Genomic DNA, 23,395 nt, shown 5'->3' on the forward strand with positions numbered 1-23,395 from the left:
TCAGGGCAGCGTCGTGTCCTCAGACGCGTAAGAGCGAGATCCTCGGTCGCGTCGTCGACGCTGCGGTGCGGACGCTCTGTTATATGAGCACAATTGGCAACAAAAACCAGAGCACCCCTGAAGAGATCCCGGTCAGCCGATCCCCCCCTGCGCCTCATCGGGATGCGGTCAATCGGGAAGAGAATAATGTTCACCGTGCATGTACAATGGTGACATGAAAACCACAATATTCAAACCATCGCTGTGTTGTGCCCTGGCGCTGGTGATGTGCTCAGCTATCCGTGCGGCAGAGCCACCGGAACCATCGCAACCACTTTCTCGGATCGTGTTCGGGTCATGCATCAAACAGGACCAACCCACTCCGATTTTCAAAGCCATGGCGGCATGCAAGCCACAGTTGCTGCTGTTCACAGGAGACAACATCTACGGCGACACCGATGACATGCCGACGCTGCGGGCCAAGTACGACAAACTCGCTGGTAATCCATCCTTCGCATCGCTGCGGAACTCCTGCCCGGTTCTGGCGACATGGGACGACCATGACTACGGCGTCAATGATGGTGGGGCAGAGTACGTTCAACGGGACGAGTCACAGAAAGAGTTCTTGGACTTTTGGCAGATTCCTCAGCAATCACCGCTCCGTCAACGCGGCGGTGTATACGACGCCAAAATATTCGGCCCGGTTGGTCAACGGACGCAAGTTATTTCGCTGGACACACGCTATTTCCGCTCGGCCCTAAAGAAGGGCGACCAACGTGTCGGTGGCCCCTATGTCCCAGATGACACGCCGACCAAAACCATGCTCGGCGACCAGCAGTGGCAGTGGCTGAAAGAACAATTGCAGCAGCCGGCCGAACTAAGATTGATCGTCTCCAGTATCCAATTCGTCGCGTCGTCGGCAGGTCAAGAATGCTGGGCAAACCTTCCGCAACAGCGGCAACAAATGCTGGACCTGATTCAGTCCACAGGCGCCAGCGGTGTTCTATTCATCAGCGGCGATCGACATTGGTCCGAAATCTCCGAAGTGACCCCCGAAGACGGCTACGCGATGGTCGACGTCACCTGCAGCAGCTTGAATCAACTGCACGCTCGCGGTACTCCCACAGAGAACGACTTTCGCATCAGCGAGACGTATCACCGTGAGAATTTCGGAGTCCTATCTGTCAACTGGCAAGCCTCGGATCCGCCGATCCACATCAGCGTTCGAGACATCGAGGGCACGCCGCGCATCGAGCGAACAATCCGGCTCAGCGAACTCGCTGTCAAATAACTCGTCATCCGAAGCGGCGAAGCAACAGAACAGACCAGAGACCAGAGGGACATCAGCGACCAGAGGGACGACCAGAGGGACACAGCACCTTATCAAGGGAATTGCCGCCAGCGTCAAAATCAGCCCATTCAGAGCCCATTCGCTACACCGGGGAAACCAGATCCCTCCAAGGATTGCTGTGCCCCTCAGTAGGAAGACTCAATCGCGGTCGCCACTTTGGCGACGATACTTGGACTGACGAGATCGAAGAACGACAAGGATGGTGGTACACGATGCGATCGATCGGACGCCCAGAAAGAAGCCGCCGCAACAGCAAGGGACCAGAGATCAAATCGATTTCCCTCGTCAACCTTCCCTCGCGTCACCTCTTCTTCGCCGTCAATTCACTCTTCCCTTGCGACCTCATTGCGCACATGCGGTCGGGTGGATTTTTCGATTCGAAATGCGGGCCGCCCCTGAAACCGCTCGAACTGCGCGGCGGCTTTTTCTGCGTCGTAGCTGCCGGCGTGGGTGAACAACAGATAACGCAACCGCAGCGGTTGCTCGGCTGCGAAAGAAAAGAAACGAAAAGAAAGAAAAGAAAGAAAAGAGGAAAAGAGCGAAAAGAGGGCCACCCACTTTTTAGCCAGAGCTACGGCTTTGGTTTTGGCCGATTTGGCTCCCATCCACTCTCCGCAGAATGCGGCCACCGGTCATTTTGCGGATTTTTATCCGATTCACCGATATCAGCGCAGCAGCGAACCCGGATGGAATCAAAAACAAGGTTTTTGCGAAGACCGTCAGGCCGAAGATATGCCGAGTGGGTTGCCCCGGGCGCAAAGCCAACCTTGACCGCGACGGCTGGCTTCCTCGGCGAGGTGTTCTGGGCTACCCGCTGCTCGCTTGAACACCCGCCCAAATCGGCTCACGACGTCGCACCAGGCATGGGTATCCAAGCCGATGCGTGTGAGGATCGGTTGCAAGTGCGCGGGGATCGCACCGACCTTGTCACTGCGGAGTTGACGTCCTGTCCAGTCGAGCAATTCTAGATAGCTGGCCAACGAGACACTTAGGAAACCCTTCAGGCTGCCTCGTCTGCCCGAATGGTCCAGGTGCGGCCCGACGGGATCGTGCTGCTCGTCAATTTCCATCGGACTCATCCAGCCACTGTGCTGGCGACGGCGGCTTCGCTCCCAGTCATGGGTGCTTTGGCGGGTCCGATCGGAGCTATGAGTCAAGTCGTCAATCCGATCCTTGGCTCCGGTGTACTTACTCGATTCAGGCGTTTCCGCCATGGCGGCACGAATCGGGTTGAGATCAACGTAGGCTGCACACGCCAATAAACTCGCTTCATCGAGGAGTACCTGTGCCCGAAAACGACCTTCCCAAAAGTGGCCGCGAGCTTTGTCCTCGGCGTTGCTGCGGCGAGCAATATGCTCGGCGAGACAGCGCATATACCAACTCACGTCCGACAGTCGCTGACGCCGTGAGGCTAGGATCTCCGGCTGATTCAGGACCGTATTCAGTTCCGCCGTCGTCGGCACGGCGGGACTGCCGTCGGGGTTGCGACGTGCGGGGAACAGTCGCAGCCAACGTTGGGCGACCTCCTCGTCCGACCACGCCGCGACGACGTCCGGGCGACTTCTTAGAACCAGGTGCAGGTGATTGCTCATGATCGAAAAGGTCAGGCAATCGATACCGAACGCCGATGCAAGGAACTCCATTCGGTCGCGGATCCAGCCCCTGCGGTGTTCAAAACACTCTCCCGTAGCGGGATCGGTCCCACAGAGCCACGCCTTGCGGACGCACCTCTCGATACAGTGGAGGATCTGAACCTCATTCGGATCGATCACTTCCCCACGAGCTTGCCTGGGCATCTTCATCACCTCCATCTGCGTCACGGTTTTGAGCAGTGAACCCATCGGCAATGGTATACAAGCCACGCTCGAAGGCAACTATTCATTGCCTGTCCCTTACCTTCGTCCCTTACCTTCGTCCCTAACCTTCTCGTTGCCTGTCCCTAACCTTTTGTTGCCTGTCCCTAACCTTCTAACCTTCTCGGCGCAGACCAGAACCGGCCTCCGCCTTCGCGCTGGACGAGCCCATACCTTCGACTACTGCGCAGACTTCGAATCCGCGTCTGCCGAAGATGCGCCGACAACGGGCTGGATCCAAGCCTGCTGCTTCTGGCCCTTAAACGATGGATCATGATGATCCTCCGACGAAGTGATGACACAGCGGACGTACAACTCAGAACCGTCGAGTGTGTAGGTCGCCTCGGTTCCCTCACTGGATTGGAGTGTCTCACCGATGGTCGAAGAGTACTTTCGGGTTACCCGCTCGGGATCCTCGACCTCGCGAGGTTCTGATGCAGAGTCATAGTCCCGACGTGTGCCAATGAACTCGAACGTGTAGGTCACGTCCTTGCCGGCAGATGGATCCGGTTCGACAGCAACGTGATACTGGCCATCCTCATGACGAATCTCAGCAACACGAACGCCACTGGAGGCATAGAAATCACCAGCATTGATCGCCGCGATCAGATGCTCAGGGGTCAAGTACTTCGACCGCACCATGATCCAACCGCGCCCGGGGCGAACACTGCCCTTGCCGTGGTAGTGATGGCTGTCGTCGGTCGCGACACCGAAGATCGGCGGAGCGTTCAGTTGGTCAGTGCGGATGGTATTGACGATATCCCACATCCGCTCCACGCCGGGATGGTCGGCATCGCCTTGATGCCCGACGCCTGGATGAGCGTTGTAGCACTCAAAAAATCGCTCCTGAAGGACCGCGGCAATGTCTTCAGCGGTAACGCCCCACAGAAAGTTGGGATGATTCACGTGCACCAGGATGTCTTGGCCGGCCTCTTTCGCCTGCTCCTGGGCGGCGCGGAGATTGTTTTGAATCGCCTCACGGACTGTCTGCCCGCTCTGAGGCTCGATCTTCTCGACCACGTTCGTAGCGTTCATATGCAGCGTCGCGCCATCGACACGATCACTAATCTCTTGCGCCTGAATCAGAATGAAACGACCGCGATCTTCGACCAGCGCACGAAACTCATTGAGCGGTTTTAGCCGAACGGCGAAATCCTTATCACCGGGCTGGCCTTGCGTTTCGACCCAGTCCGTGCCGAACCGATTGCGATACTTTTCCAATGCCTCCTCGCCCACACGCCCTCGAATCTTGGCAACCGGGATGTAACGGCGCCCCTGACTGATGACGTTGTGATCCGACAGCGCCAAGAAGTTGTAGTCGTGTGTGCGATACCACTCGGCGATCATCTCGGGGAAATCATTGCCATCACTCCACAACGAATGCGTGTGGATGTTGCCCCTCCACCAACGCGGTTGCGGGTCCGCGGGAATGACCTCGTCACCATGGGCCGGGAAGTTCAAAAACAGCATCGAAACGAAGACAAACAGACATTTTTTCACGATCATGGCGTAGGCATATTCAACGGTGCGTGGAAACAAAAAAAAGTCGAGAAAGACGCCGCTTCGATTGCAAATGGAAACGGAGGTTGCCGTGGGGTTAAGGAACGAGCGAAAAACAAGCGGCCGAACGCTCCGCGATCGGAATGGTCGACCGCGGAGCGTTCGGCCACATAATCAGACAGTCATTTTCCGCTCGTTCCTAAGCGAATCCTGGGAAGGCTTCTGGATAGCGTTTGCAAACAGCCAAATCTTCAGGGTAATCGACATCCGAAAGCGGGCGCAGGCAATGGACCCGTAATTGAGATTGCTCCGCTTTGTCGAGCGTTTGTTGTAGCACGCGGCCGCTCCCCCAGTCGATGTCGCGGAAGAGTTGTGGTTGGTTTTCACGCAAACCGATCAAGTAGTATCCGCCATCGATTGCCGGCCCGAGCACAACATCACAGTCCGACATCGCCTGCATGGCTTCACCGAGAAGGGCTGCATCGATTTCGGGACAATCCGACCCGATCACCACAACACGGCGCGACTGCTCGGCAAGGGCGATCGAGATCGCGTTGATCATCCGCTCGCCAAGACCATCGCCGGTCTGGGGGGAGTACTTTTTATCGGGGCCGAAGAAATCACGCATTTTGGCGGCATCACCGCCGGCGAACTGCACATCCAATTCACACCGAATTTGACTGCAATACATCCCTGCAATATTCAGCGTATGCCGAGTGAGCGCAGCTTGCAGATCAGCAGCGCCCTGCGGCCCCAGCGACGGGATCATCCGTGTCTTCGTTTTCCCAGGCTCGGGACATCGCGTGAACACGATCAATCGCTGCATGCTTTCCACCGCATTCTTGCTGTTGGACGAACTCATCACTTCACCGATGCCCCTTAACATCTCGCCCCACCCCCTGTTCCACCACCCCCCGGCGGAAGCTGGAATCCATCTCCGGTGTACCGTTCGCGTTATCCCGAGCAGCACCAACAATCCCTGCCAGCACACCGACGCTCGACTCTGCGACCGGACCAGCGTGCTCTGTCGGTGAAATCATGTGCTGGGTACTCAGCGGAGGGAGGGGCATGCGAGGAATGAGTGCTGGGCATTGTAAGCGAAATCGGCCGTAGCATGAGGCCTCAAGCTCAGATAATGAATCGATCACCATTGGGTGCATGACCGGGTTTGCAGCTTGGATTGGGGTCGGCTTGAAACCTTGGATGATTTACACTTTGAGCATGCAACCGGGAGGTCTGGGAGCTTTGGGTGACACATTAAAGGGAAATTGCCATGGAATCGGCACCGAATCGACCGACCGCTGAAGAAATCGCCGACATGGTCGTACAGCGTCTTGTTGAGGGTGGCGGGATCCCCGATCTCGCCAATGCCAACATGATGACGATCGAAGAGCAGACGATCAAGGAAGTTGACCGGGTCACTCAAATCGTCATGAGCGAACTGCTGGCCCAGCAATCTCAAGAGGCTGAGCCGGTGACCGCCTGCCCCAAATGCGGCAAGGCAATGACGCCCAAAAAGGCCCAGCATCGCTCGCTGCAAAGCAGACGAGGCCAAGTGAAATTCAAAACCGATGTATCTCACTGCGAGGCTTGCCGCCTCGATTTTTTTCCCTCAGATGAAAACGTTGCAGTGTGACATCGACATCGAGCAAACGCCTGCGGTTCTGCAAAAGGTCACCATCGCCGCAGCGAGAGACCGATCCTATGCCGTGGCCAGTCGCAACCTACAGGACCTCGCCGCACTGACGATCTCTGCCAAGCAATGTCAGCGGATCGCCATTCGCATCGGCAACGAACGACTCGACGAACAACAACAAGCCATCGACCGCTACACCGCCGCGAGCATCCCCGAGCAACAACACGGCCAAAGCGACGATGCACCGGCGAACGGTTGGAGCGGACGTGCCGCGGTGATTCAGGGCGACGGCGGTCGCGCTCAGATTCGCGATTCGTTTTGGGGAGAGGAAAAGCCGAGTGACAAAAAGCACCGTTGGTGGCGAGAGACTCAGGCCGGTGTGTTGCAAACCTATCAGTCCAAACCATCAGAAGTTGATCCTCACCCCGAAGTGCCCGAGTGTTTGAAAGACCCGCTGTGGATCATCCCAAAAGTCAATGAAATCCACCGAAGTAGCGGTTCATCGAGTGACACCGATCGTGAAGCGTCACCGAGCAACCAGACATCGCAGAGGCAATCAACTTCGACAGATTCACACCTCCCCAACAGCAAGTCGTCCCGCAAAGATCACCGGCGTTGGAGCGGCGGTGATCCGCTGGTGCAAACGATCGTTGCGACCCGGCAGGGCTACGACCGTCTTGGCTTGGCGCTTGCCGCCGAAGCCCATCGGCGTGGCTTCAACAAAGCGAAAGTCAAAGCGTTCATGGGCGACGGTTTGAAAGTGAACTGGTCGTTGTGGGCGACTCACTTCTCGCACTACACGCCGATCGTCGACATCATGCACGCGTTGGCTTACGTCTACGGCGGGGCGATTGCATCGTGCGGCCGGATCGAAGACGGCTGGCAGTTGTATGTCCAGTGGCTGCAGTGGACATGGAGCGGTGACGTCGCTCGGGTGATCACCGCGATGAAGGAGCATGCAGCGGATCACGAAGAGGTTCCCGAAGACTTGCGTCGGGCGATCACGTACCTGAGCAACAATGCCTCGCGGATGAAGTATGCGGAGTATCGGCGTGCCGGACTTCCAGTAACCACGTCGCCGGTGGAATCGGCTCAGAAACAAATCAACGAGCGGATCAAGGGCACCGAAAAGTTCTGGCGAGATGAGTCACTCGAGCCGCTGCTGCAGCTCAAGGCGGATGACCTGAGCGAAACGCACGACCGAGACGCCTTCTGGCATCGTCGAGGCCAGCGAAACGATGGCTTCCGCCATCGCCGCAGCAAGACCAAAACCAAACTTACCTAACAAACCCTGTCATGCACCCTCACCATTTCCAGCCCCTGCATCGCGTCGAGGCCCCCATCATCAGCTTGCCAGCGGAGCACCTCTGACTCGATTCACGCTCCGTAGGTGGCCGCGAATGAATCGACCGAGCAGCTACGCTCGCCTGAACGTGGAATTCACGTTCCGAGCAGCTACGCTCGCCTGAATTCGACGCGTTCGACTGCCTCGCTGTCGCCAGGCGGTCGGTGGCGCGATCAGCGGCAGCCAAACCGGCGCGTGAATGGAACACGATTTGCGGCCGCACTCCCTTGCGAACTTCTATCGCCATCACTTCCTTCTGAGGAGATTTCCCATGAGACGCATTCGAACAGACTGCCGCTACGTTGCGGCGGCGATCGTCATAGCGACAGCTCTTCCAACTGCGAACTACGTCCAGGCACAGGACGGGGCGGCATCGGAAAACGGAGCAAATCCGACTGCTCAATCTGAAGACGCGATGCATGTCGACCACCACTCACCTCAACTCGGAGTGCTCGTCGGTTCATGCCCCGGCGAAGGAGTCTGCGTGATCGACACGCTGCGGGGAGGGCCCGCTGATCGCGTGGGAGTCGAACCGGGTGACTATATTTTGGCCATCAATGACCAAACCGTGAGTAATCCCCAGGAGCTGAAGAAAAAAATAGAGAGCCTCGATAGCGACGATACCATCGACCTGAGCCTGTGGCGGCGAGGCAAATATGTCAATAAAGAAGTTCCCTTGGCGAGGGAGTCAGCGGAACTTCCCGAAAGCCAACGCGGCTGGCTTGGCATCGCCTTAGCACCCGCTGCGGAGGGCGAAACCGGGGCGACGATCCGAGAGGTTGCCACCGATAGCCCCGCCGAAAAAGCTGGCCTCCACCGTGGCGACAAAATCGTCAAATTAAATGGCGAGGAGGTTCAGTCCCTGGAACAATTCGTTAACCAGGTTGGTGACTTCGAGCCCGGTCGTGAAATCAAGGTGACCGTCCTTCGCGACGGGAACCAGCAGGAGATCACCGCCGAACTCGGGCAAGTCGTCGAAGCACCCGTGCAATGGTTTCGCCAGCAAATGTCGCTGCCGGCAAGCTTCCCAAACGCCCCAATGCTGGGCCTGCGACCACAATCCGGGCTGCCGGTAATGGACGAAATGATCGATGACATGCGCCGGCAGATCCGAACCCTCCGCAAGGAAGTTGATCAGCTAAAGAAAAACTCGCCGCGGCCAGAGCAGACGGAGAAGGCCACGCCGCAAGATGACGACGTTTCACTGACTCCCACCACGCGAGACACCTTGTCGCATTCTGCGACCGTGCCCCATATCCCCAGCCTCGCGAGCCTGGGAGACCGACTCATTCTGGCTCAAATCAACGGAAACTTCCCGCCGAACATCAGCAACGACTGGAGCGGCGCTCGCTACACCAGTCCGAACTATGCCGGATGGAGAAATAGCCAACAGCGGTCCGTCAACCGAAATAACGCTGGAAATTACATCCCCTATTACAACTACGGGAATGGCAACTACGGCTACGGCGGGTACAACAACTATCGCTACTACCAATACCGCGGACGACCTTATTACTACGGCGGCGGATACCCGTACGGCTATCGGGGTGGGGTCCGATACGGAACTGGCCTGGGCGTTTACTGGTAGCCGACATCGGCAACCGGGCAATCACCAACGAACAGCACTGCGTTCATCGCTGGGGACCATGTTCCCAAGCGATGCCATGGTGCAGCGATCCTATGGTGCCAGGCAGGCAGTCCGGAGCTACCCTGCGAATCGACAGAGAAACGGGCGTTTCGTTAAAAGCCAGTGAAGAACGGCGAACGCTAGCGGGCGTTGGGCTATGATGTTGGACCATTGATTCCCACCAACACCCCTCGCCCCCGAAGAGGCCCGCCCATGACGGCAGCCAGCCTGAAACTGATTCAACGATCCACCGCGATTGCACTCGGTGCGATCGTGAGTTTGAGTATCCCCTCGATGTCGATCGCACATGAGGGTCACGAGCACGGTGATCACGTGCACGATGACGCCCACCCCGAGCATCACCCCGCCACTTCGGTGATGACGACTCGCCAGGACGCCCTTGTCCTGCCGCCAATGTCCGCCGACGACGATGACGTTTTTCACTTTGTCATCTACGGCGATCGTACCGGTGGCGTTCCGGAGGGGTTGCGGGTTCTCGAGCAAGCCGTCGTCGATACAAACCTTCTCGATCCCGACCTTGTGATGACCGTTGGCGACCTCGTTCAAGGGTACAACACTGCCGAAGAGTGGATGCCCCAAATGAAAGAGTTCAAGGGCATCATGAACCACCTGAATTCAAAATGGTTTCCCGTTGCGGGCAACCACGACGTGTACTGGCGCGGCCAGGGCCCCGCACCCCAGGGCCAGAACGAATCGCTGTTTGAGAAAAACTTTGGACCACTGTGGTATAGCTTTCGTCACAAAAACGCGGGATTCGTCGCACTGTACTCCGACGAAGGGAACGCCGAAACGAATGAAAAAGCATTCAATTCCGCAGCTTTACAAAACATGAGCGACGAACAGCTCGCGTTCTTGGACAAGGCCTTGGAAGAACTTAAGGACGCCGAGCATGTGTTTGTGTTCCTGCACCACCCACGCTGGATTGGCGGCGGGTACAAGGGCAGTAACTGGCCGACGGTCCACAAAAAACTCGCCGCAGCAGGCAACGTGTCGGCTGTTTTTGCCGGGCACATTCACCATATGCGGTATGACGGCAATCAAGACGGCATCGAGTACTTCGCTTTGGCGACGACCGGCGGCCACCTATCCGCCGACATCCCCGACGCCGGCTACTTGCACCACCTCAACATGGTCACCGTTCGAAACGATCGCATCACGGTCGCTGCGATTCCCGTCGGAGCCGTCTTCGATCCGAAGAAGTTCACCCCCGAATTCTTGGCTGAGGTCAGCGAAGCTCGAAAGATTCGGCCACAGCAAACCTCACCGGAACTGATCGTCAACGCCGACGGCACCTGTGCCGGTGAAGTCGTGATGAAGATCAAGAACCCTGGACAGCATGATGTGGACATCACCCTAGTGGAGGACTCCGCGTCGTCGCGACAGGGATGGCAGTCAACGCTCGATCACCAGCACTTCCAGATCGCCAAGGGCGAGGAAAAGGAAATCACGTTCACCGTTCACCGGGCTCCTGGCTCCGTGGATGCCGTGACCATTCCTGCGATAAAAATGGAGATCGACCTGTTGTCATCCAACGCTCGCGTGCGACTGCCCGACGTATCCGCACCCCTGCAGATCACGCCTGGCCAGGTTCCCGCAGACTACTTCTCAGGCGCCGCTGACCGCTGCCTGCTGGTTGCCGGTGAGAGCTCAGCGATTCGCGTCAATTCGGATGACCTGCATCTACCCAATGGCCCGATGACCCTCGAGGCGTGGGTCCGACCAACCGATGTGGCGGGCTATAGCGGTGTCCTCGCAAAGACCCAGGGTTCCGAATTTGCAATCTTCAGCGATGAAGGTGTGCCGCAGTTCACGATCCACCTCAATGGCAAATACGTGTCCGCGAAAGCAACACACCCTATGGTGGTTGATCAATGGACGCACATTGCAGGCAGCTTCGATGGCGAGTCCGTGAAAATCTTTGTGAATGGCAAGCTTGTCGATACAGTGGCTGCTGGCAAGAAGAATGGCCAAGCATCCGCCAAGAAGCAAAAACGAACCCGCAACGAACTGCCCCTTTATATCGGTGCTGACACCGATGCAAGCGGACGGCCGACGCGCGCGGTTCACGCCATGATCGACGAAGTGCGGCTATCAAAAGCTGCGGTCTACGCAGAGGACTTCACGCCCAGCACACGGCATACGCCTGAGCCAGAAACGGTATTGCTGATGCACCTCGATCGCGCGACCGGACCGTTCGTGCTCGACCATAGCAATTCAGCGTCTTACGGATTGATGGGCAGCGCCAGCAAGCTGGTGGAAAGCCCAGCCAAACCGTAAGACTTGGATAAATGGCGGGCGAACGCTCTGCGGTCGCCCCCGCCAGCACCAAGCGACGCCAGGTTTAGCCGTGGGTATCAGCCCACGGCTCGGGCGAGCCGAACGATGCCGAAGCCACAAACCGGCGTTGCAAACGCCTACCGCAAAATCACTCGGCCCAGTAGTCCACGACGACTACTTTCTCTAGATGCGGCCTGAGGACCTTCCCGAACGCTTTGTGCGCGGGATGGGGCAGGTATTCGGCACGGCCCGCTTCGTCGGCGAACGTGACCAGGAAACAGTGCGTCAATCCTTCATTGAGGCCCTCGGGACTGTTATTCAGCCCATGTTCAAAGGCCACGATCGACGGGATTTCGCTCGGTAGCTTGGCGAATGCATCGACAACGCCCTGGATGTCGGCCTCGCTACTGGATTCCTTAAAGCTGAACATCACCATGTGACGCAGCTGCTTGGTCGAGGGCTTGGCTTCTGAACCCGTAGCGGTGATTTGCATGGCGGCGACGGCGAGTAGTCCGAGGGCGAGCAGGGTAAAGACGGTTGACTTCATGGCCACTTGGTTTCGTTGGAGTGAATGGAAGCGTGGGTGGAAACGGACTACATCATAGCCAACGCGCCGTCGTCGATCTCCCCGGGGTCCCGCCGCTTTCTCATCCCGCCCCCAGAGAAGGTCCTCGCCCTTCACCTCAAAGAGGGCGGGCGCTGCGGTCCGGCCCGACTCCCTCGCAATCGCCGGGGAAAATCAAAAATCGGTGACCCGCCTTTTTTCGCTTGACACACGCCTTCGCCAGCCGTACTATCACATCAGTACACCAGAACGCTAGAAAGGTGACGGTAAAAAATGTTTTTCACGGTCGAGCCCTCCAACGGTGTGGCGATTTATTCGCAGATCGTTCGTCAGATTAAATTTGCGATTGCTGAGCAGACGCTGCGTCCGGGCCAGCTCCTACCCAGCGTGCGGCAGTTGGCGACGCAGCTCGCGGTCAATCCAAACACAGTCGCCCGCGCTTATCAGGAGTTGCAATCCGATGGGACAACGGAAACGCTCCGGGGTCGCGGCGTGGTGGTCTGCAAGGGTGCGCTGGACCGCTGCCGGAAACAGCGCAAGACCATCATCGCCGCTCGTATCGAGAGTGCCTTGACCGAGGCGTTACACGGTGGTCTGACGGCGGATGAGATTCGCAGCATTGTCGAACAGCAGCTCGGATCGCTCGAGAGCAGCGTGGCAACGATATCGTCACCGCCTGATTAACCGGTGGCACGGCTCCGAATCCTTCACTCCTCTTCTTTGCTCATCACCGCCCCGAGGCCCCAGCCATGACATCAGTGATCACCGCCCAACAGTTGACCATGCGTTTTCGCGGATGCGATGCGCTTCGCGGAGTCGACTTTGCGATCGAACCCGGGAGTGTCTTCGCTTTACTCGGTGAAAATGGGGCTGGCAAAACCACCATGATTCGCATCATGACGGGGTTTCAGAAACCGACCTCGGGCGAGTGCACGGTGTGTGGCATGGATCCGACCCGTCATCCCCTCGAAGTTCGCCGCCGCGTCGGGTACGTCTCCGATGCCCCTGCCCTTTACGACTGGATGAGTGTGGGAGAGATCGGTTGGTTCACCGCTTCGTTCTTTCCCGACGGGTTCTTACCATCCTATCGCGACTCGATTCGTCGCTATCAGATCCCCGAGGACCGCAAGATCCGTCATCTGAGTAAAGGCCAGCGTGCGAAGGTCGCCTTATCACTCGCCCTCGCCCATGATCCGGAGCTGCTGATCCTCGACGAACCCACCTCGGGTCTTGATCCGATGGTCCGTCGTGATTTTCTCGAGAGCATGATCGATCGCGCGGCATCAGGACGCACCGTGTTTTTGTCGAGTCATCAGATCAGCGAAGTCGAGCGGGTCGCCGACACGATCGCGATTTTGCATGACGGCAAACTCCGCATCGTCGCGCCGCTGAATGAACTGAAGGAGTCCATGACGGAATTGACGGTCAGCCTCGACGATCCGCTCGTGGCGGTACCGTCGATCGACGAGCCAGCCGAGGTGATGTGCGATGAGTTGCTCGGACGCCAACGCCGAATGGTGGTACGAAATTTCACACCCGAGATGCATGCGGTGCTCGCGTCGGCGACCGGTGTGGCCAGTGTTAAAGAGCGGCCGTTATCGCTCGAAGAGATTTTTATCGCGTGCACCAAGGGCTCACTTTCACGTCCGCCTCTTGAATCGCAACCTGCTGATGAGTTGGCTCGAGAAACCGCTATGGAGGCTACGATATGATTGCGATCTCTTCCCCTCTACGTGGCTTGGCCTGGAAAGAAACTCGCCAGATCGTTCCGCTCGTGCTGATGTTACTGGCCGTCGCGTTGCTGTTGGCGGTGCTCTGGTCGACGATGACCTCCGTAAAAAACATTGCGCAGTTTGGGCACTACATCCCACTGTTGCTGCCGGCACTCTTTGCCGCCGGCGCGGGTGCCATTCTCGTCGGTCAAGAGAAAGAGACGCGCACGCTGCTCTGGTGCTCATCGCTACCGATCTCCCCCGCATTGATGGTTGGTGTGAAGTTTGTCGTCGGGTTGGTGGGTCTCCTCGTGATGTGGGTGGGCTGCCTGATCATCGGCTGGCTGAGTGGCGGCAATCGACTGCCCGGCAGCGGAACAGCGAATACGGCGTACTGGTTCACCCATAGTCTTTTCATCCTGTGTTGTGGTTTCTACACGGCCTGGCGAATGAAGAATACTTTCCCCAGTTTGATTGCTTTGATTCCATTGGCGGCGCTGCCGTACTTGGCGACATCGATTTACGCCAGCCTGTTTGTGACCGGGCGTGCCGTTTCACAGCAAGACTCAGCCTGGGCATTGACAGCAATATCGACCGTTGGGTTACTGGCGATGGGATGGCTGGGCTACCGGGCGGGAATCAACGCACTTTCCCCAGCAGCTCCCGAACTCGAAGCAAGTGGACCAGGCCACTGGTTGGCGGCTTGGCGTCCTACGAATTCCTTGCCCGTTCCTGAAACTCCATTTCGCTATCCACTCAGCTCGCTGGTCTGGCAGTCGGTTCACCACAACCGCCTGACGTTGTCATTGCTCACCTTTGCGATCTTGTTGGGTGGTATTGCGTTCGGGTGTTTTTCGGGCGGACACCACAGCCGTGGTGCCAACAATCTATTCATCATCGCGACAGTGGCGGGAGCCGTCGCGACCTCATGGCTGGGTGTGTTTGTGTTCCACGGTGACGGCAGTGCGCGCCGGTTGCGGTTTCTCGCCGACCGGGGAGTGTCGCCCACGCGAGTCTGGATCGGCCGCCATTTGATCGGGCTGAGTGTGATTGCAATCGCGATGATTGCGTTTCTGCTGTCATCCTCTCTTTCACTACGAGGCGAGTACGAACATCCCGTCAACTCCGTACCATCCATGGCGTTCGTCGGTTGCGTTCTGTGGATCATCTATGGCGTGTCCCAAGCGACGAGTCAGTGGATTCGAATCTTAGCAGCGTCCGCGTTCGTCGCACCGGTCGTGTCGGGCGTTGCGGTGACCTGGTTGCTCGGATCCGCGATGATGTATCAAGCTCCCTTTGGATTGCTGGTGATATGCAGCGTGCTGCCGATGATAGCGACCTGGTTGATGATGCGTCGTTTCATGGACGATACGGCAACGTGGCCGATCTGGCTGAGCGGCGTCGTGACCACGGCATTGTACTCTGCCATTCCGATCCTGCCGTTCACGATCGGAGTGGCTACGTTCCCTGGCATTTCTTCTGCTGCTCGGACGGCACTCATTGCCGAGGCCCGTCAATTCCCCAACGCGGGGAACTTGTCGCAAATGATGAGCATCAGTTCGCCGCTGCAAAACTTGCGGGCGGAGCGATTTCATAACGACATTACGGAAATCGTGGAATCTCAAAGATTCCTTCCCCAAGACTATCTCTCGATCGGTGACTTGGATGCTGACGTCAACGTGCCACTGCGTGCCGATCTTGGCATCTTGTCACAGTCAATCGAGTTTGCTGAGTATTTCAGATACTCTGTCATGCAAAATCCTGATGACGCCGAGGCAGTCGATGCCTTGGGGAAATGGATTGATGCGATGACGGTGATCGCGTTGCGACTGCGAATGAGTGATCGCTGGGTGGATCAAGAAGTGGCTGATCAGGTTGAGATTTGGTTAACCCAAACCCTGTCGCGGGAAAAGCTCAAGCCACTTCGATCACGCGAGTTCGCGCAGCGCGCGATCGCGGTGATTTCGGATCAAAAATCTCGCAACGCGGCCCGCCGCCGCGCGGTTTTACTGAGTTGGCGAAACGAGTTTGATACAGATCTCACGGACGATACTCGTTTTGATTCGCTCGGAGGGTTCCGGGGCGACCAATGGTTCGAGTGGTATCCACCACAAAAGCGGTACTGGGTCTACGATCGCTTGGTCGATCGATTGACCGTCGACGCGATTGAACTACTCAACGCAATGGAAGGTGGGCAAGACACACTTGCGATCCGTCGCAAACTGCACCACTTGATGGTTGATCCTTCCACTCCCTTTGACGAGGGGCCCTACGATGTCCAACCGGATCGGGTCCGAGCGTACTTTGGTTATGGAGCAACACGCTATCCTGCATCAAGCTGGTACGGGGCGTGGGAAGAACAAGCCAAGCAGTTGGCAAACGAGGAAGATACCCAGGCGGCTCGCCAAGCCGAGCGACACACTTTCACCTCCACGAGAAATCGAAATGGCTGATCCACACATCTCGCCGAGTCGACGTAGCGAAACGAGCTACCTGGCGATGGCGGTCCTCCCACTGGTCGTCATCACTGGGCTGCTGATCTTTGGACTCATCCAAGAATGGTCCGCCCGCCGTTATGTCAAGGCTGAACTGGCGACGCTGCGAGCCAATGGAGTGCCCCTGAACGTTGAGGCACTCGTTGCCCAACGCAAGCAGAACGCAGCACGTGGTGATGCTACGAACTGGGAGGACTTAGACGAAGCGATCGCATTCTTACGCTACAAATATGGAGAGGCATTTCGACTCCTGAATCCGTCGGGCCACCTGGTGCCCGCAGCGCAGGCCTGGCCTGCGGAGAAACTCGCTGAGAACTATCATCGCGAAGCCGAACCGTTGATCGAGCGGATGCGGGAGTTACTCTCAAGTCCAGAGTCTCAACGAATTCCAACCGATGTGAATCGGAATACGGTTCTGTATGGACTTCCTACTTGGAGTGGCGACAATTTGCTGCTTCGCGAATTCGCATACGCCTACCATCGTGACGACAGTGCATTCGCCGCGGATTTACTCGAACTGTATGTCAACGTGTATCGGCGGGTCATGGGCGTCGAGAAGATGGGCCCGCCTGCGGATCTGATCCATCGCTCGCTCGAGAATAATTTCTGGCAGGCAGAAGACCTTCGTCGTGTCAGAAAATTGTTGAGTTTTCACATTGATAGTGAGAAATCATGGCGCCACGCTATTGACCTCGACCTTATTCTTTATTTGGATAACGTACAAAACGTCAATCACGGTCGTGACTCCGTGCAGGGGTCGGACGCACTACCCTTTGGTGTCGCGTCCACTTTCGTCGCAACAAACCTGCGGTCGTATTTAGAGCTCGAGAAACGACGGCACGCGGGAACTCGTCAACACGTGCGTGCTGTCCGAACACTTGAACGTCGAGCAGAACGTGAACGAGGAGCGGAAGCGGTTGCGAGTGTTAACGCCATTCCGTGGGCCTCGATTGACCTCCACGGCCGTTACCGGGATCCGGACTATTATGCAGTCCTTATTGCGGAACAACAAATGAACCACCGGCGGGTGCTGACGGCGGTGGCGATCAAACAATTCCAATTGCAAGAAGGACGCTGGCCTACCTCGCTCTCCGAATTAACGAAAGTCGGCCTGGCGCCCAGCGATTGGAAGATGGTGGACGGCATCGACTTTGGCTACCGTGTCGACGCCGACGGCAAGACGGCTCGGTTGTGGCGTTTTACGCAGCGATATGACGGCAACGCCCCGAGCATGTTCGACAAAGGCTTTCAGTTTCCGCCCACTCCGCCCAGCGAATTGTTGCTAAACGATTCGGCAATCCAGGGAGCGGAAACGGCGATTCGCTGAGCGGTTGGGTGCGTGGGGCTGGCAGGGGACCGAGTCGCCGAGAGACTCGGCGACTCAGCAGCAAACCGGAAGCCGTTGGCGTATACTGAGTCTCCCTCCCTCTCTGCCCCTCTGCCTCTCTCTGTTCCCTCGCCATGGTCACACCGCCCCCGCGTGAAAACGCTCAAACCCAACTGCCCCACAGTGATCTGGAATCCGCCGAGGCGTTGATTGCGAGTGTCAATGAAGTCAAAGATCAGGTCAGCCGGATCGTGGTCGGGCAGAGCGAAGTCGTCGAGCAACTATTGATTGCCATTCTAGCTCGCGGGCATTGCCTGCTCGAAGGCGTCCCCGGACTCGCGAAGACGTTGATGGTACGAACGCTGGCCTCGTCGATGAGTCTGGACTTTCGCCGCATTCAATTCACGCCCGATTTGATGCCGGGCGATATCACGGGCACCGATATTATCCAGGAAGATCATGAGACGGGCCGGCGTGAGATGGTATTTCGCAAAGGCCCGATCTTCACGCAGATGCTGCTCGCCGACGAAATCAACCGCACACCACCCAAGACACAAGCGGCATTGCTCGAAGCGATGCAGGAACACGAAGTGACCGCCGGCGGCCACACCTACCGCTTGGCTGAGCCATTCTTTGTCCTGGCGACCCAGAATCCGATCGAGCAAGAAGGCACCTACCCATTGCCGGAAGCCCAACGCGACCGTTTTTTGTTTCATGTTGTTGTCGCCTATCCGAGCCGTGACGAAGAAGCCGAGATCGTCGATCGCACGACGTCGGGCGAGCTTCCCGAAGTCAAACACGTCATCAGCGGCGAAGACATCGTCCGGTTTCAAGCGTTGGTTCGTCGCGTTCCGTTGCCCGACCATGTCAAGAATTGGGTCATCGACTTGGTCCGCGACGCACGTCCAGGCGAAGCCAATGCCAAGCCTTGGGTGCAGGAATGGATTCAGTGGGGACCGGGACCGCGGGCGAGCCAACAATTGGTGCTCGCGTCCAAGGCTCGAGCACTCCTGCATGGTCGTACCCACGTGTCGCTGGACGATGTCCAGTCACTCGCTCTGCCGGTGCTGCGGCACCGGATCGTGCCGACCTTTGCCGCTGAAGCGGACGGAATCTCCGTCGCGGATTTGGTCGCCCGCCTGGTCAAAGAACATCGGGTGGCCGAGGCGAGCTTGTTGTAGGCCAACGGCTGACAACGAGTTGCCCGCTGTGCGTCACCAAGCCTCTCGGGACGTCGATTTTGTGACTGCGGTAGTGGATCTTGTTAAAGATCCTCCTCACGCACAGGATCTTTAACAGCGTGTCGATTCAGTCGATTTTGCTGTCGCCACTTGAGCCTATCTCGCTAGACTGCTGGTCACAACGATGGAAACCTGCATTCGCTGAGAATCATATGACGCGGGCCAAGCCCAAAGAGAGTCGCGTCTGCTGTGCATCGCACACAATCTTCGCCGTCTGTTTAGCTTGATTGACCAGCAGCGTGCTCGCGAGAGCATTCCGTAGCAAAACATTCTGGCATCGTGCCAGCGTTTCTCTGTCCGCATTTCCCCCAACCGCCTACGATGATTTTGCAGCTACCGCTGCGCAATCATCGTAGGCGGGGGAAAGGGAGAACGGGGGAACCCAGTCAGAATTGGCATTTTTAACAATAAATCGACTCGCCGTTCAAGATGCGTCGCGTGACGCATGAGCAGGATCTTTGACAAGATCCACGACCTCATCGCCATCGAAATCGATCTCACTTCCGCGGCATCACGCGGTGGAAGTGCAGATAGACCTCTCGGTCGACGACCCGGCGCACACCTTCGACCAAGCACTTCGGTTCGTTGTCTCGCTCCCCCTCGGCAATGATCTTTTCAATCGGCGTCCCCGGCGCGACCGAAAAGGTGCGTTGGTTAATCGTTTGATTGCCGGCATCGAGCTCGGGGATGATGAAATGGCATGTCGCCCCGAACGTCAGCATGCGGGCATTATTGGCGTCATGGTACGGGCGAAATCCCGGGAAACCTGGCAACAGACCATGGTGTAGATTGATGATCCGGCCGCCTGCGAATTGCCAGCACACCTCGGCTGGGAGGACTCGCATGTAGCGGGCCAGGATTAAATAGTCGATCTCGAATTCGTCGAGCGCTCGTATCAGCGCATCGTTGTCCGCTCCGCCCTGGCCATCACCGATCATGCGGAATTCTGAATCAAATTCTTCCGCTAGCGACGCGAGTTTTTTTCGATTGGAGATCACCACGGGTACATCCGCTGCGATCGTTCCGTCGGCAACAGCCTGCAAAATGGCGCGAGGCGTGTCCTCCACGTACGTCCCGGCGACAGCGAGTCGAGGGCGTGCTGATGGGCGGACGTCAGGACTCCACACCCGGATCGAAAGGCCTGTGTGTTCGCCGATTTGACGCATTTCTGTTTGGATCTGCGAAACCGAGATTTGCCCTTCGCTCATGGGCATCTGGTCAAACTGGATCCGGCAAAACATCGCGAATAGCGATTGCTCGTCGTGATCGTACATTTGAATCTCAGCGATCCGCGCCCCTCGGCCGGTGAGGTGGTGAATGATCGGGTCGGCTAAACCGGTGTGATCGGGGCCGAGAGCGGTAATGACGACTTCCATGGGCGAGGGAGTTGGGGAGATTGGGGTATGCGGAGAGTGGGAGAGCGTTGGGCGGCGCGGTGTTTTTGTATTTTAGCTCAAATCAGGCCGCTCATCGGGCTGCGGTCTCGTATTGGCCGGCGATTGCGCTATCATGATAGGAGTCGATTCGACGTTTCTTGTCCACACTCTTCCCCGGCATTATTCGGTGCTGACCCACATGCCAAAACCAATCGCCCCCAAAGACGCCACGCCCGGGGCAACGCAGCAGCGGATTCGCCGTCGCTCGGACCTGCCCAAGGGTGAAAATCTCTGCGATCATTGCACGGCCAAATGCTGCCATTACTTTGCTCTGCCGGTCGATGAACCAGTCTCGCGAAAAGATTTTGATTTCATTCGCTGGTACTTGCTCCATGACCGAGCCAGCATGTTTGTCGATGACGAGACTTGGTATTTACTGGTCCACACGACATGCAAGCATCTGCAGGACGACAATCGCTGCGGGATCTACGAAACACGTCCCCAAATATGCCGTGAATACACGACGGATGATTGTGAATTCGACGATGACTGGTGTTACGAACGCTACTTTGAGACCCCTGAACAGATCGACGAGTACGCCGATGCCCTGTTCGGCCCCCAGTTCGAGCAGGTAGGCCGCCGCAAACAGGATGCGATCCGCAGCCGCCGCCCCACCGGCTTGCCCGTCGTGTGAGTGCTCATTGTCGCCAGACGGCTCCGCCCGCCTGAGCTGACTCCCCACCCTTTCCCGCTCCGCGGAACGACCAGACGACCAAGAAAGTAAAATGCCTCACTCAGCTCGCTCAGGATCGCAAGCCGCTCGCGAAATACTGGCTCAGGTGTGGGGATTTGACGACTTCCGCCCCTTGCAGGAGGAGGCCGTTAGCGACGTGATTGCCGGCCGCGATAGCGTGGTCGTCTTACCGACCGGCGGTGGGAAATCGCTGTGTTACCAAGTCCCCGCGATCGTGCGCGACGGCATGGCCGTCGTCGTCTCGCCACTGATCTCGCTGATGAAGGATCAAGTCGACGCCCTGCAGAGCAACGGCGTCGCCGCGGCACTGGTCAACAGCACGCAGAGCGACGATCAAAAGCGCGAAACCGCCGCACGGATCCGAAGCGGTGAAATTCGCTTGCTCTATCTCGCCCCCGAACGATTGCTCTCCAGCCGCACGCTCGATTTTCTCACGAAGATCCCAATTTCATTTTTTGCCATTGATGAAGCCCACTGCGTCAGTAATTGGGGCCATGATTTTCGTCCCGAGTATCGCGGCCTACGAATTTTGAAACAACGGTTCCCGCATGCCTCGGTGCACGCCTTCACCGCAACCGCTTCGGAGCGCGTGCGTGAGGATATCGCCGAGCAACTGGAACTTCGCGACCCGCATATTTTGGTCGGCAGTTTCGATCGTCCGAATTTGACGTACCGGATGCTCCGCCGCGATAACGCACTGCGGCAAATCATGGGCGTCATCGACCAGCATCCCGGCGAGTCCGGAATCGTATACTGCATCACGCGAAAAGAGGTCGAGCAGACCGCGGCAGCACTCGCCGCCGAGGGCATCTCGGTTCGCCCGTATCACGCTAGGCTCGATGACGTCACGCGACATGCAAACCAAGAGGCATTCATCCGCGAAAAAGTGAACGTGATTGTCGCCACGGTGGCGTTCGGGATGGGGATCGACAAATCAAACGTGCGGTTCGTCGTTCATGCAGGGATGCCCAAATCGATCGAGCACTATCAGCAAGAGAGTGGTCGGGCGGGACGGGACGGTTTGCCGTCCCAGTGCATCCTCCTCTACAACGGGGGCGACCTCATGACATGGAAACGTATTCTCGAAATGGGCGATCGCACTCACTTCGATGAGGCCATGGCGAACGTCAATTCGATGGCCTCACTATGCTCGGGGGTGCAGTGCCGGCATGCCGCGATCGTCAACTATTTCGGGCAAGAATTTGATGTCGACAACTGCAACGCCTGCGACGTCTGCCTGGGTGAACTCGACACCGTGGAAGACCCGATCACGCTCGCTCAAAAAATCCTCTCTAATGTGATCCGACTGCAGGAGCGATTTGGCGTTGCCTACAACGTCAAAGTTCTGACGGGATCTCGGGATCAGAAGATCACCAACGCGGGACATGATCAACTCAGCACCCATAACCTGCTCGGCAACGAATCGATGGTCAACGTGAGGACGTGGATCGAGCAACTGATCTCCCAGGGGTTTCTCGAGCGAACGGGCGAATACAACGTATTGCGATTGACACCATCCGGTCGCAATTTGCTCAAACGCGAAGGCACGGTGACATTGACCCGCGCGGCCCCTTCGTCGACAGGCCGAGCGTCGGCACCTTCGGCTGCGGACTCATGGGAAGGTGTCGATCGTGGGCTGTTTGATTTGCTCCGTGCCAAACGAAGCGAACTGGCGACCGAGCGAAGTGTGCCCGCGTACATTGTCTTCGGCGACGCCGTGCTCCGCGACCTCGCCCGCATGCGTCCCTCAACTCTCGCTGGGCTCGCGAACATTCGCGGTATCGGCGAACGCAAACTGGAGGAGTATGGCGAGATGTTCCTCGACCAGATCAACGCATATTGCCAACAGCACGACGTGGCACAAGATGTTGTCGTGACGAAGGACTACTCGATCCCGGTTGCCGCGACGACCAAACCGAAGAGCACAAAGGGTGCCGTTGCGCAGCGAGAGGCCGATGCGTTATTCGCACAAGGCGAATCGATCGAAACGGTAGCCGAGAAAATGGGCCGGGCACTGTCGACCGTGCGGGGATATTTGAGCAACTACATCGGCGACGCGAATATCGCCGACGCAACACCATGGGTAGCACCCGAAAAGATCTCCGCGATCGAAACCGCCATCCCCGCGAGTGATGATGGCCGGCTCAAGCCCATATTCGAAGCCGTCGAAGCCGACGAGTCGATCAGCGAGCGAGTCGGTTACGACGAAATCCGCATCGTCGTGAGTTGTTGGCAAAACCGCACGGGTCACTGAAATCAACCACCAGGCGATGTCTGGGGCGATCCCAGAGCTTGCCCCATTGGAGCAACGTTGGTCCTCAGCCCCGAAGGGGTGC

18 protein-coding genes are annotated in these 23,395 nt (G+C 57.6%); 12 read left to right on the forward strand and 6 right to left on the reverse strand.

The features are described 5' to 3' along the window. The first annotated feature begins 214 nt into the window (after positions 1-214). The gene (locus SH410x_RS19415; RefSeq protein WP_473670040.1) at positions 215-1,270 is read left to right on the forward strand and encodes an alkaline phosphatase D family protein; all 1,056 of its coding nucleotides are present in this window, start codon (positions 215-217) and stop codon (positions 1,268-1,270) included. A gap of 383 nt (positions 1,271-1,653) precedes the next feature. Here the strand turns inward: SH410x_RS19415 and SH410x_RS19420 are convergent, their stop codons facing one another. The 4 genes from SH410x_RS19420 to SH410x_RS19435 form a co-directional block, all read right to left on the reverse strand. Beyond that, positions 1,654-1,959 carry a hypothetical protein gene (locus SH410x_RS19420; RefSeq protein ID WP_473670042.1) on the reverse strand — a complete coding sequence of 102 codons (306 nt, stop codon included), beginning with the start codon at positions 1,957-1,959 and terminating at the stop codon, positions 1,654-1,656. A gap of 90 nt (positions 1,960-2,049) precedes the next feature. Then, positions 2,050-3,171, reverse strand: coding sequence for a transposase (locus tag SH410x_RS19425; protein ID WP_473670044.1), 1,122 nt, complete (start codon positions 3,169-3,171; stop codon positions 2,050-2,052). 192 nt (positions 3,172-3,363) lie between these two features. Next, positions 3,364-4,683: a CehA/McbA family metallohydrolase domain-containing protein gene (locus SH410x_RS19430; RefSeq protein ID WP_473670046.1), complete on the reverse strand. Its 1,320-nt coding sequence runs from the start codon at positions 4,681-4,683 to the stop codon at positions 3,364-3,366. Positions 4,684-4,882: 199 nt separating this feature from the next. Continuing rightward, positions 4,883-5,545: a TIGR04282 family arsenosugar biosynthesis glycosyltransferase gene (locus SH410x_RS19435; protein ID WP_473670048.1), complete on the reverse strand. Its 663-nt coding sequence runs from the start codon at positions 5,543-5,545 to the stop codon at positions 4,883-4,885. Positions 5,546-5,956: 411 nt separating this feature from the next. Here SH410x_RS19435 and SH410x_RS19440 point away from each other — a divergent pair, with 411 nt between their 5' ends. The 4 genes from SH410x_RS19440 (at position 5,957) to SH410x_RS19455 (ending at position 11,589) form a co-directional block, all read left to right on the forward strand. After that, entirely contained in the window at positions 5,957-6,319 is a 363-nt protein-coding gene (locus SH410x_RS19440) for a hypothetical protein (RefSeq protein WP_473670050.1), read from the forward strand. Continuing rightward, positions 6,300-7,604 (forward strand): hypothetical protein, encoded by a 1,305-nt coding sequence (locus tag SH410x_RS19445; RefSeq protein WP_473670052.1) that lies wholly within the window; start codon positions 6,300-6,302, stop codon positions 7,602-7,604. Before SH410x_RS19440 ends, SH410x_RS19445 begins: the two co-directional genes overlap by 20 nt. Positions 7,605-7,935: 331 nt before the next feature. Continuing rightward, the gene (locus tag SH410x_RS19450) at positions 7,936-9,252 is read left to right on the forward strand and encodes a PDZ domain-containing protein (RefSeq protein WP_473670054.1); all 1,317 of its coding nucleotides are present in this window, start codon (positions 7,936-7,938) and stop codon (positions 9,250-9,252) included. Between the two features lie 252 nt (positions 9,253-9,504). Further along, positions 9,505-11,589 (forward strand): LamG-like jellyroll fold domain-containing protein, encoded by a 2,085-nt coding sequence (locus tag SH410x_RS19455; protein ID WP_473670056.1) that lies wholly within the window; start codon positions 9,505-9,507, stop codon positions 11,587-11,589. A 148-nt stretch (positions 11,590-11,737) separates the two neighbouring features. On the opposite strand, the gene SH410x_RS19460 is transcribed toward SH410x_RS19455, so the two are convergent. After that, positions 11,738-12,136 (reverse strand): Dabb family protein, encoded by a 399-nt coding sequence (locus SH410x_RS19460; RefSeq protein ID WP_473670058.1) that lies wholly within the window; start codon positions 12,134-12,136, stop codon positions 11,738-11,740. A 291-nt stretch (positions 12,137-12,427) separates the two neighbouring features. On the opposite strand from SH410x_RS19460, the gene SH410x_RS19465 reads away from it, so the two are divergent. The 5 genes from SH410x_RS19465 (at position 12,428) to SH410x_RS19485 (ending at position 18,869) form a co-directional block, all read left to right on the forward strand. After that, on the forward strand, positions 12,428-12,838 hold the full coding sequence (locus SH410x_RS19465; protein ID WP_473670060.1) for a GntR family transcriptional regulator: 411 nt from the start codon (positions 12,428-12,430) through the stop codon (positions 12,836-12,838). 65 nt (positions 12,839-12,903) lie between these two features. Continuing rightward, positions 12,904-13,866 carry an ABC transporter ATP-binding protein gene (locus SH410x_RS19470; RefSeq protein ID WP_473670062.1) on the forward strand — a complete coding sequence of 321 codons (963 nt, stop codon included), beginning with the start codon at positions 12,904-12,906 and terminating at the stop codon, positions 13,864-13,866. Continuing rightward, positions 13,863-16,319 (forward strand): hypothetical protein, encoded by a 2,457-nt coding sequence (locus SH410x_RS19475; RefSeq protein WP_473670064.1) that lies wholly within the window; start codon positions 13,863-13,865, stop codon positions 16,317-16,319. The genes SH410x_RS19470 and SH410x_RS19475 overlap by 4 nt, the downstream gene beginning before the upstream one ends. Next, positions 16,312-17,688 (forward strand): hypothetical protein, encoded by a 1,377-nt coding sequence (locus SH410x_RS19480; RefSeq protein ID WP_473670066.1) that lies wholly within the window; start codon positions 16,312-16,314, stop codon positions 17,686-17,688. Before SH410x_RS19475 ends, SH410x_RS19480 begins: the two co-directional genes overlap by 8 nt. A gap of 134 nt (positions 17,689-17,822) precedes the next feature. Continuing rightward, positions 17,823-18,869 carry an AAA family ATPase gene (locus SH410x_RS19485; RefSeq protein ID WP_473670068.1) on the forward strand — a complete coding sequence of 349 codons (1,047 nt, stop codon included), beginning with the start codon at positions 17,823-17,825 and terminating at the stop codon, positions 18,867-18,869. 557 nt (positions 18,870-19,426) lie between these two features. Here the strand turns inward: SH410x_RS19485 and SH410x_RS19490 are convergent. Further along, the gene (locus SH410x_RS19490; RefSeq protein ID WP_473670070.1) at positions 19,427-20,305 is read right to left on the reverse strand and encodes a formyltransferase family protein; all 879 of its coding nucleotides are present in this window, start codon (positions 20,303-20,305) and stop codon (positions 19,427-19,429) included. A gap of 199 nt (positions 20,306-20,504) precedes the next feature. Here SH410x_RS19490 and SH410x_RS19495 point away from each other — a divergent pair, with 199 nt between their 5' ends. Together SH410x_RS19495 and recQ are read left to right on the forward strand one after the other, a co-directional pair. Beyond that, the gene (locus SH410x_RS19495; RefSeq protein WP_473670072.1) at positions 20,505-20,999 is read left to right on the forward strand and encodes a YkgJ family cysteine cluster protein; all 495 of its coding nucleotides are present in this window, start codon (positions 20,505-20,507) and stop codon (positions 20,997-20,999) included. A gap of 91 nt (positions 21,000-21,090) precedes the next feature. After that, positions 21,091-23,313 carry a DNA helicase RecQ gene (gene recQ / locus SH410x_RS19500; protein WP_473670074.1) on the forward strand — a complete coding sequence of 741 codons (2,223 nt, stop codon included), beginning with the start codon at positions 21,091-21,093 and terminating at the stop codon, positions 23,311-23,313. Positions 23,314-23,395 lie beyond the last annotated feature (82 nt).

The sequence above is a fragment of the Rhodopirellula sp. SH410 genome, from assembly GCF_055811895.1.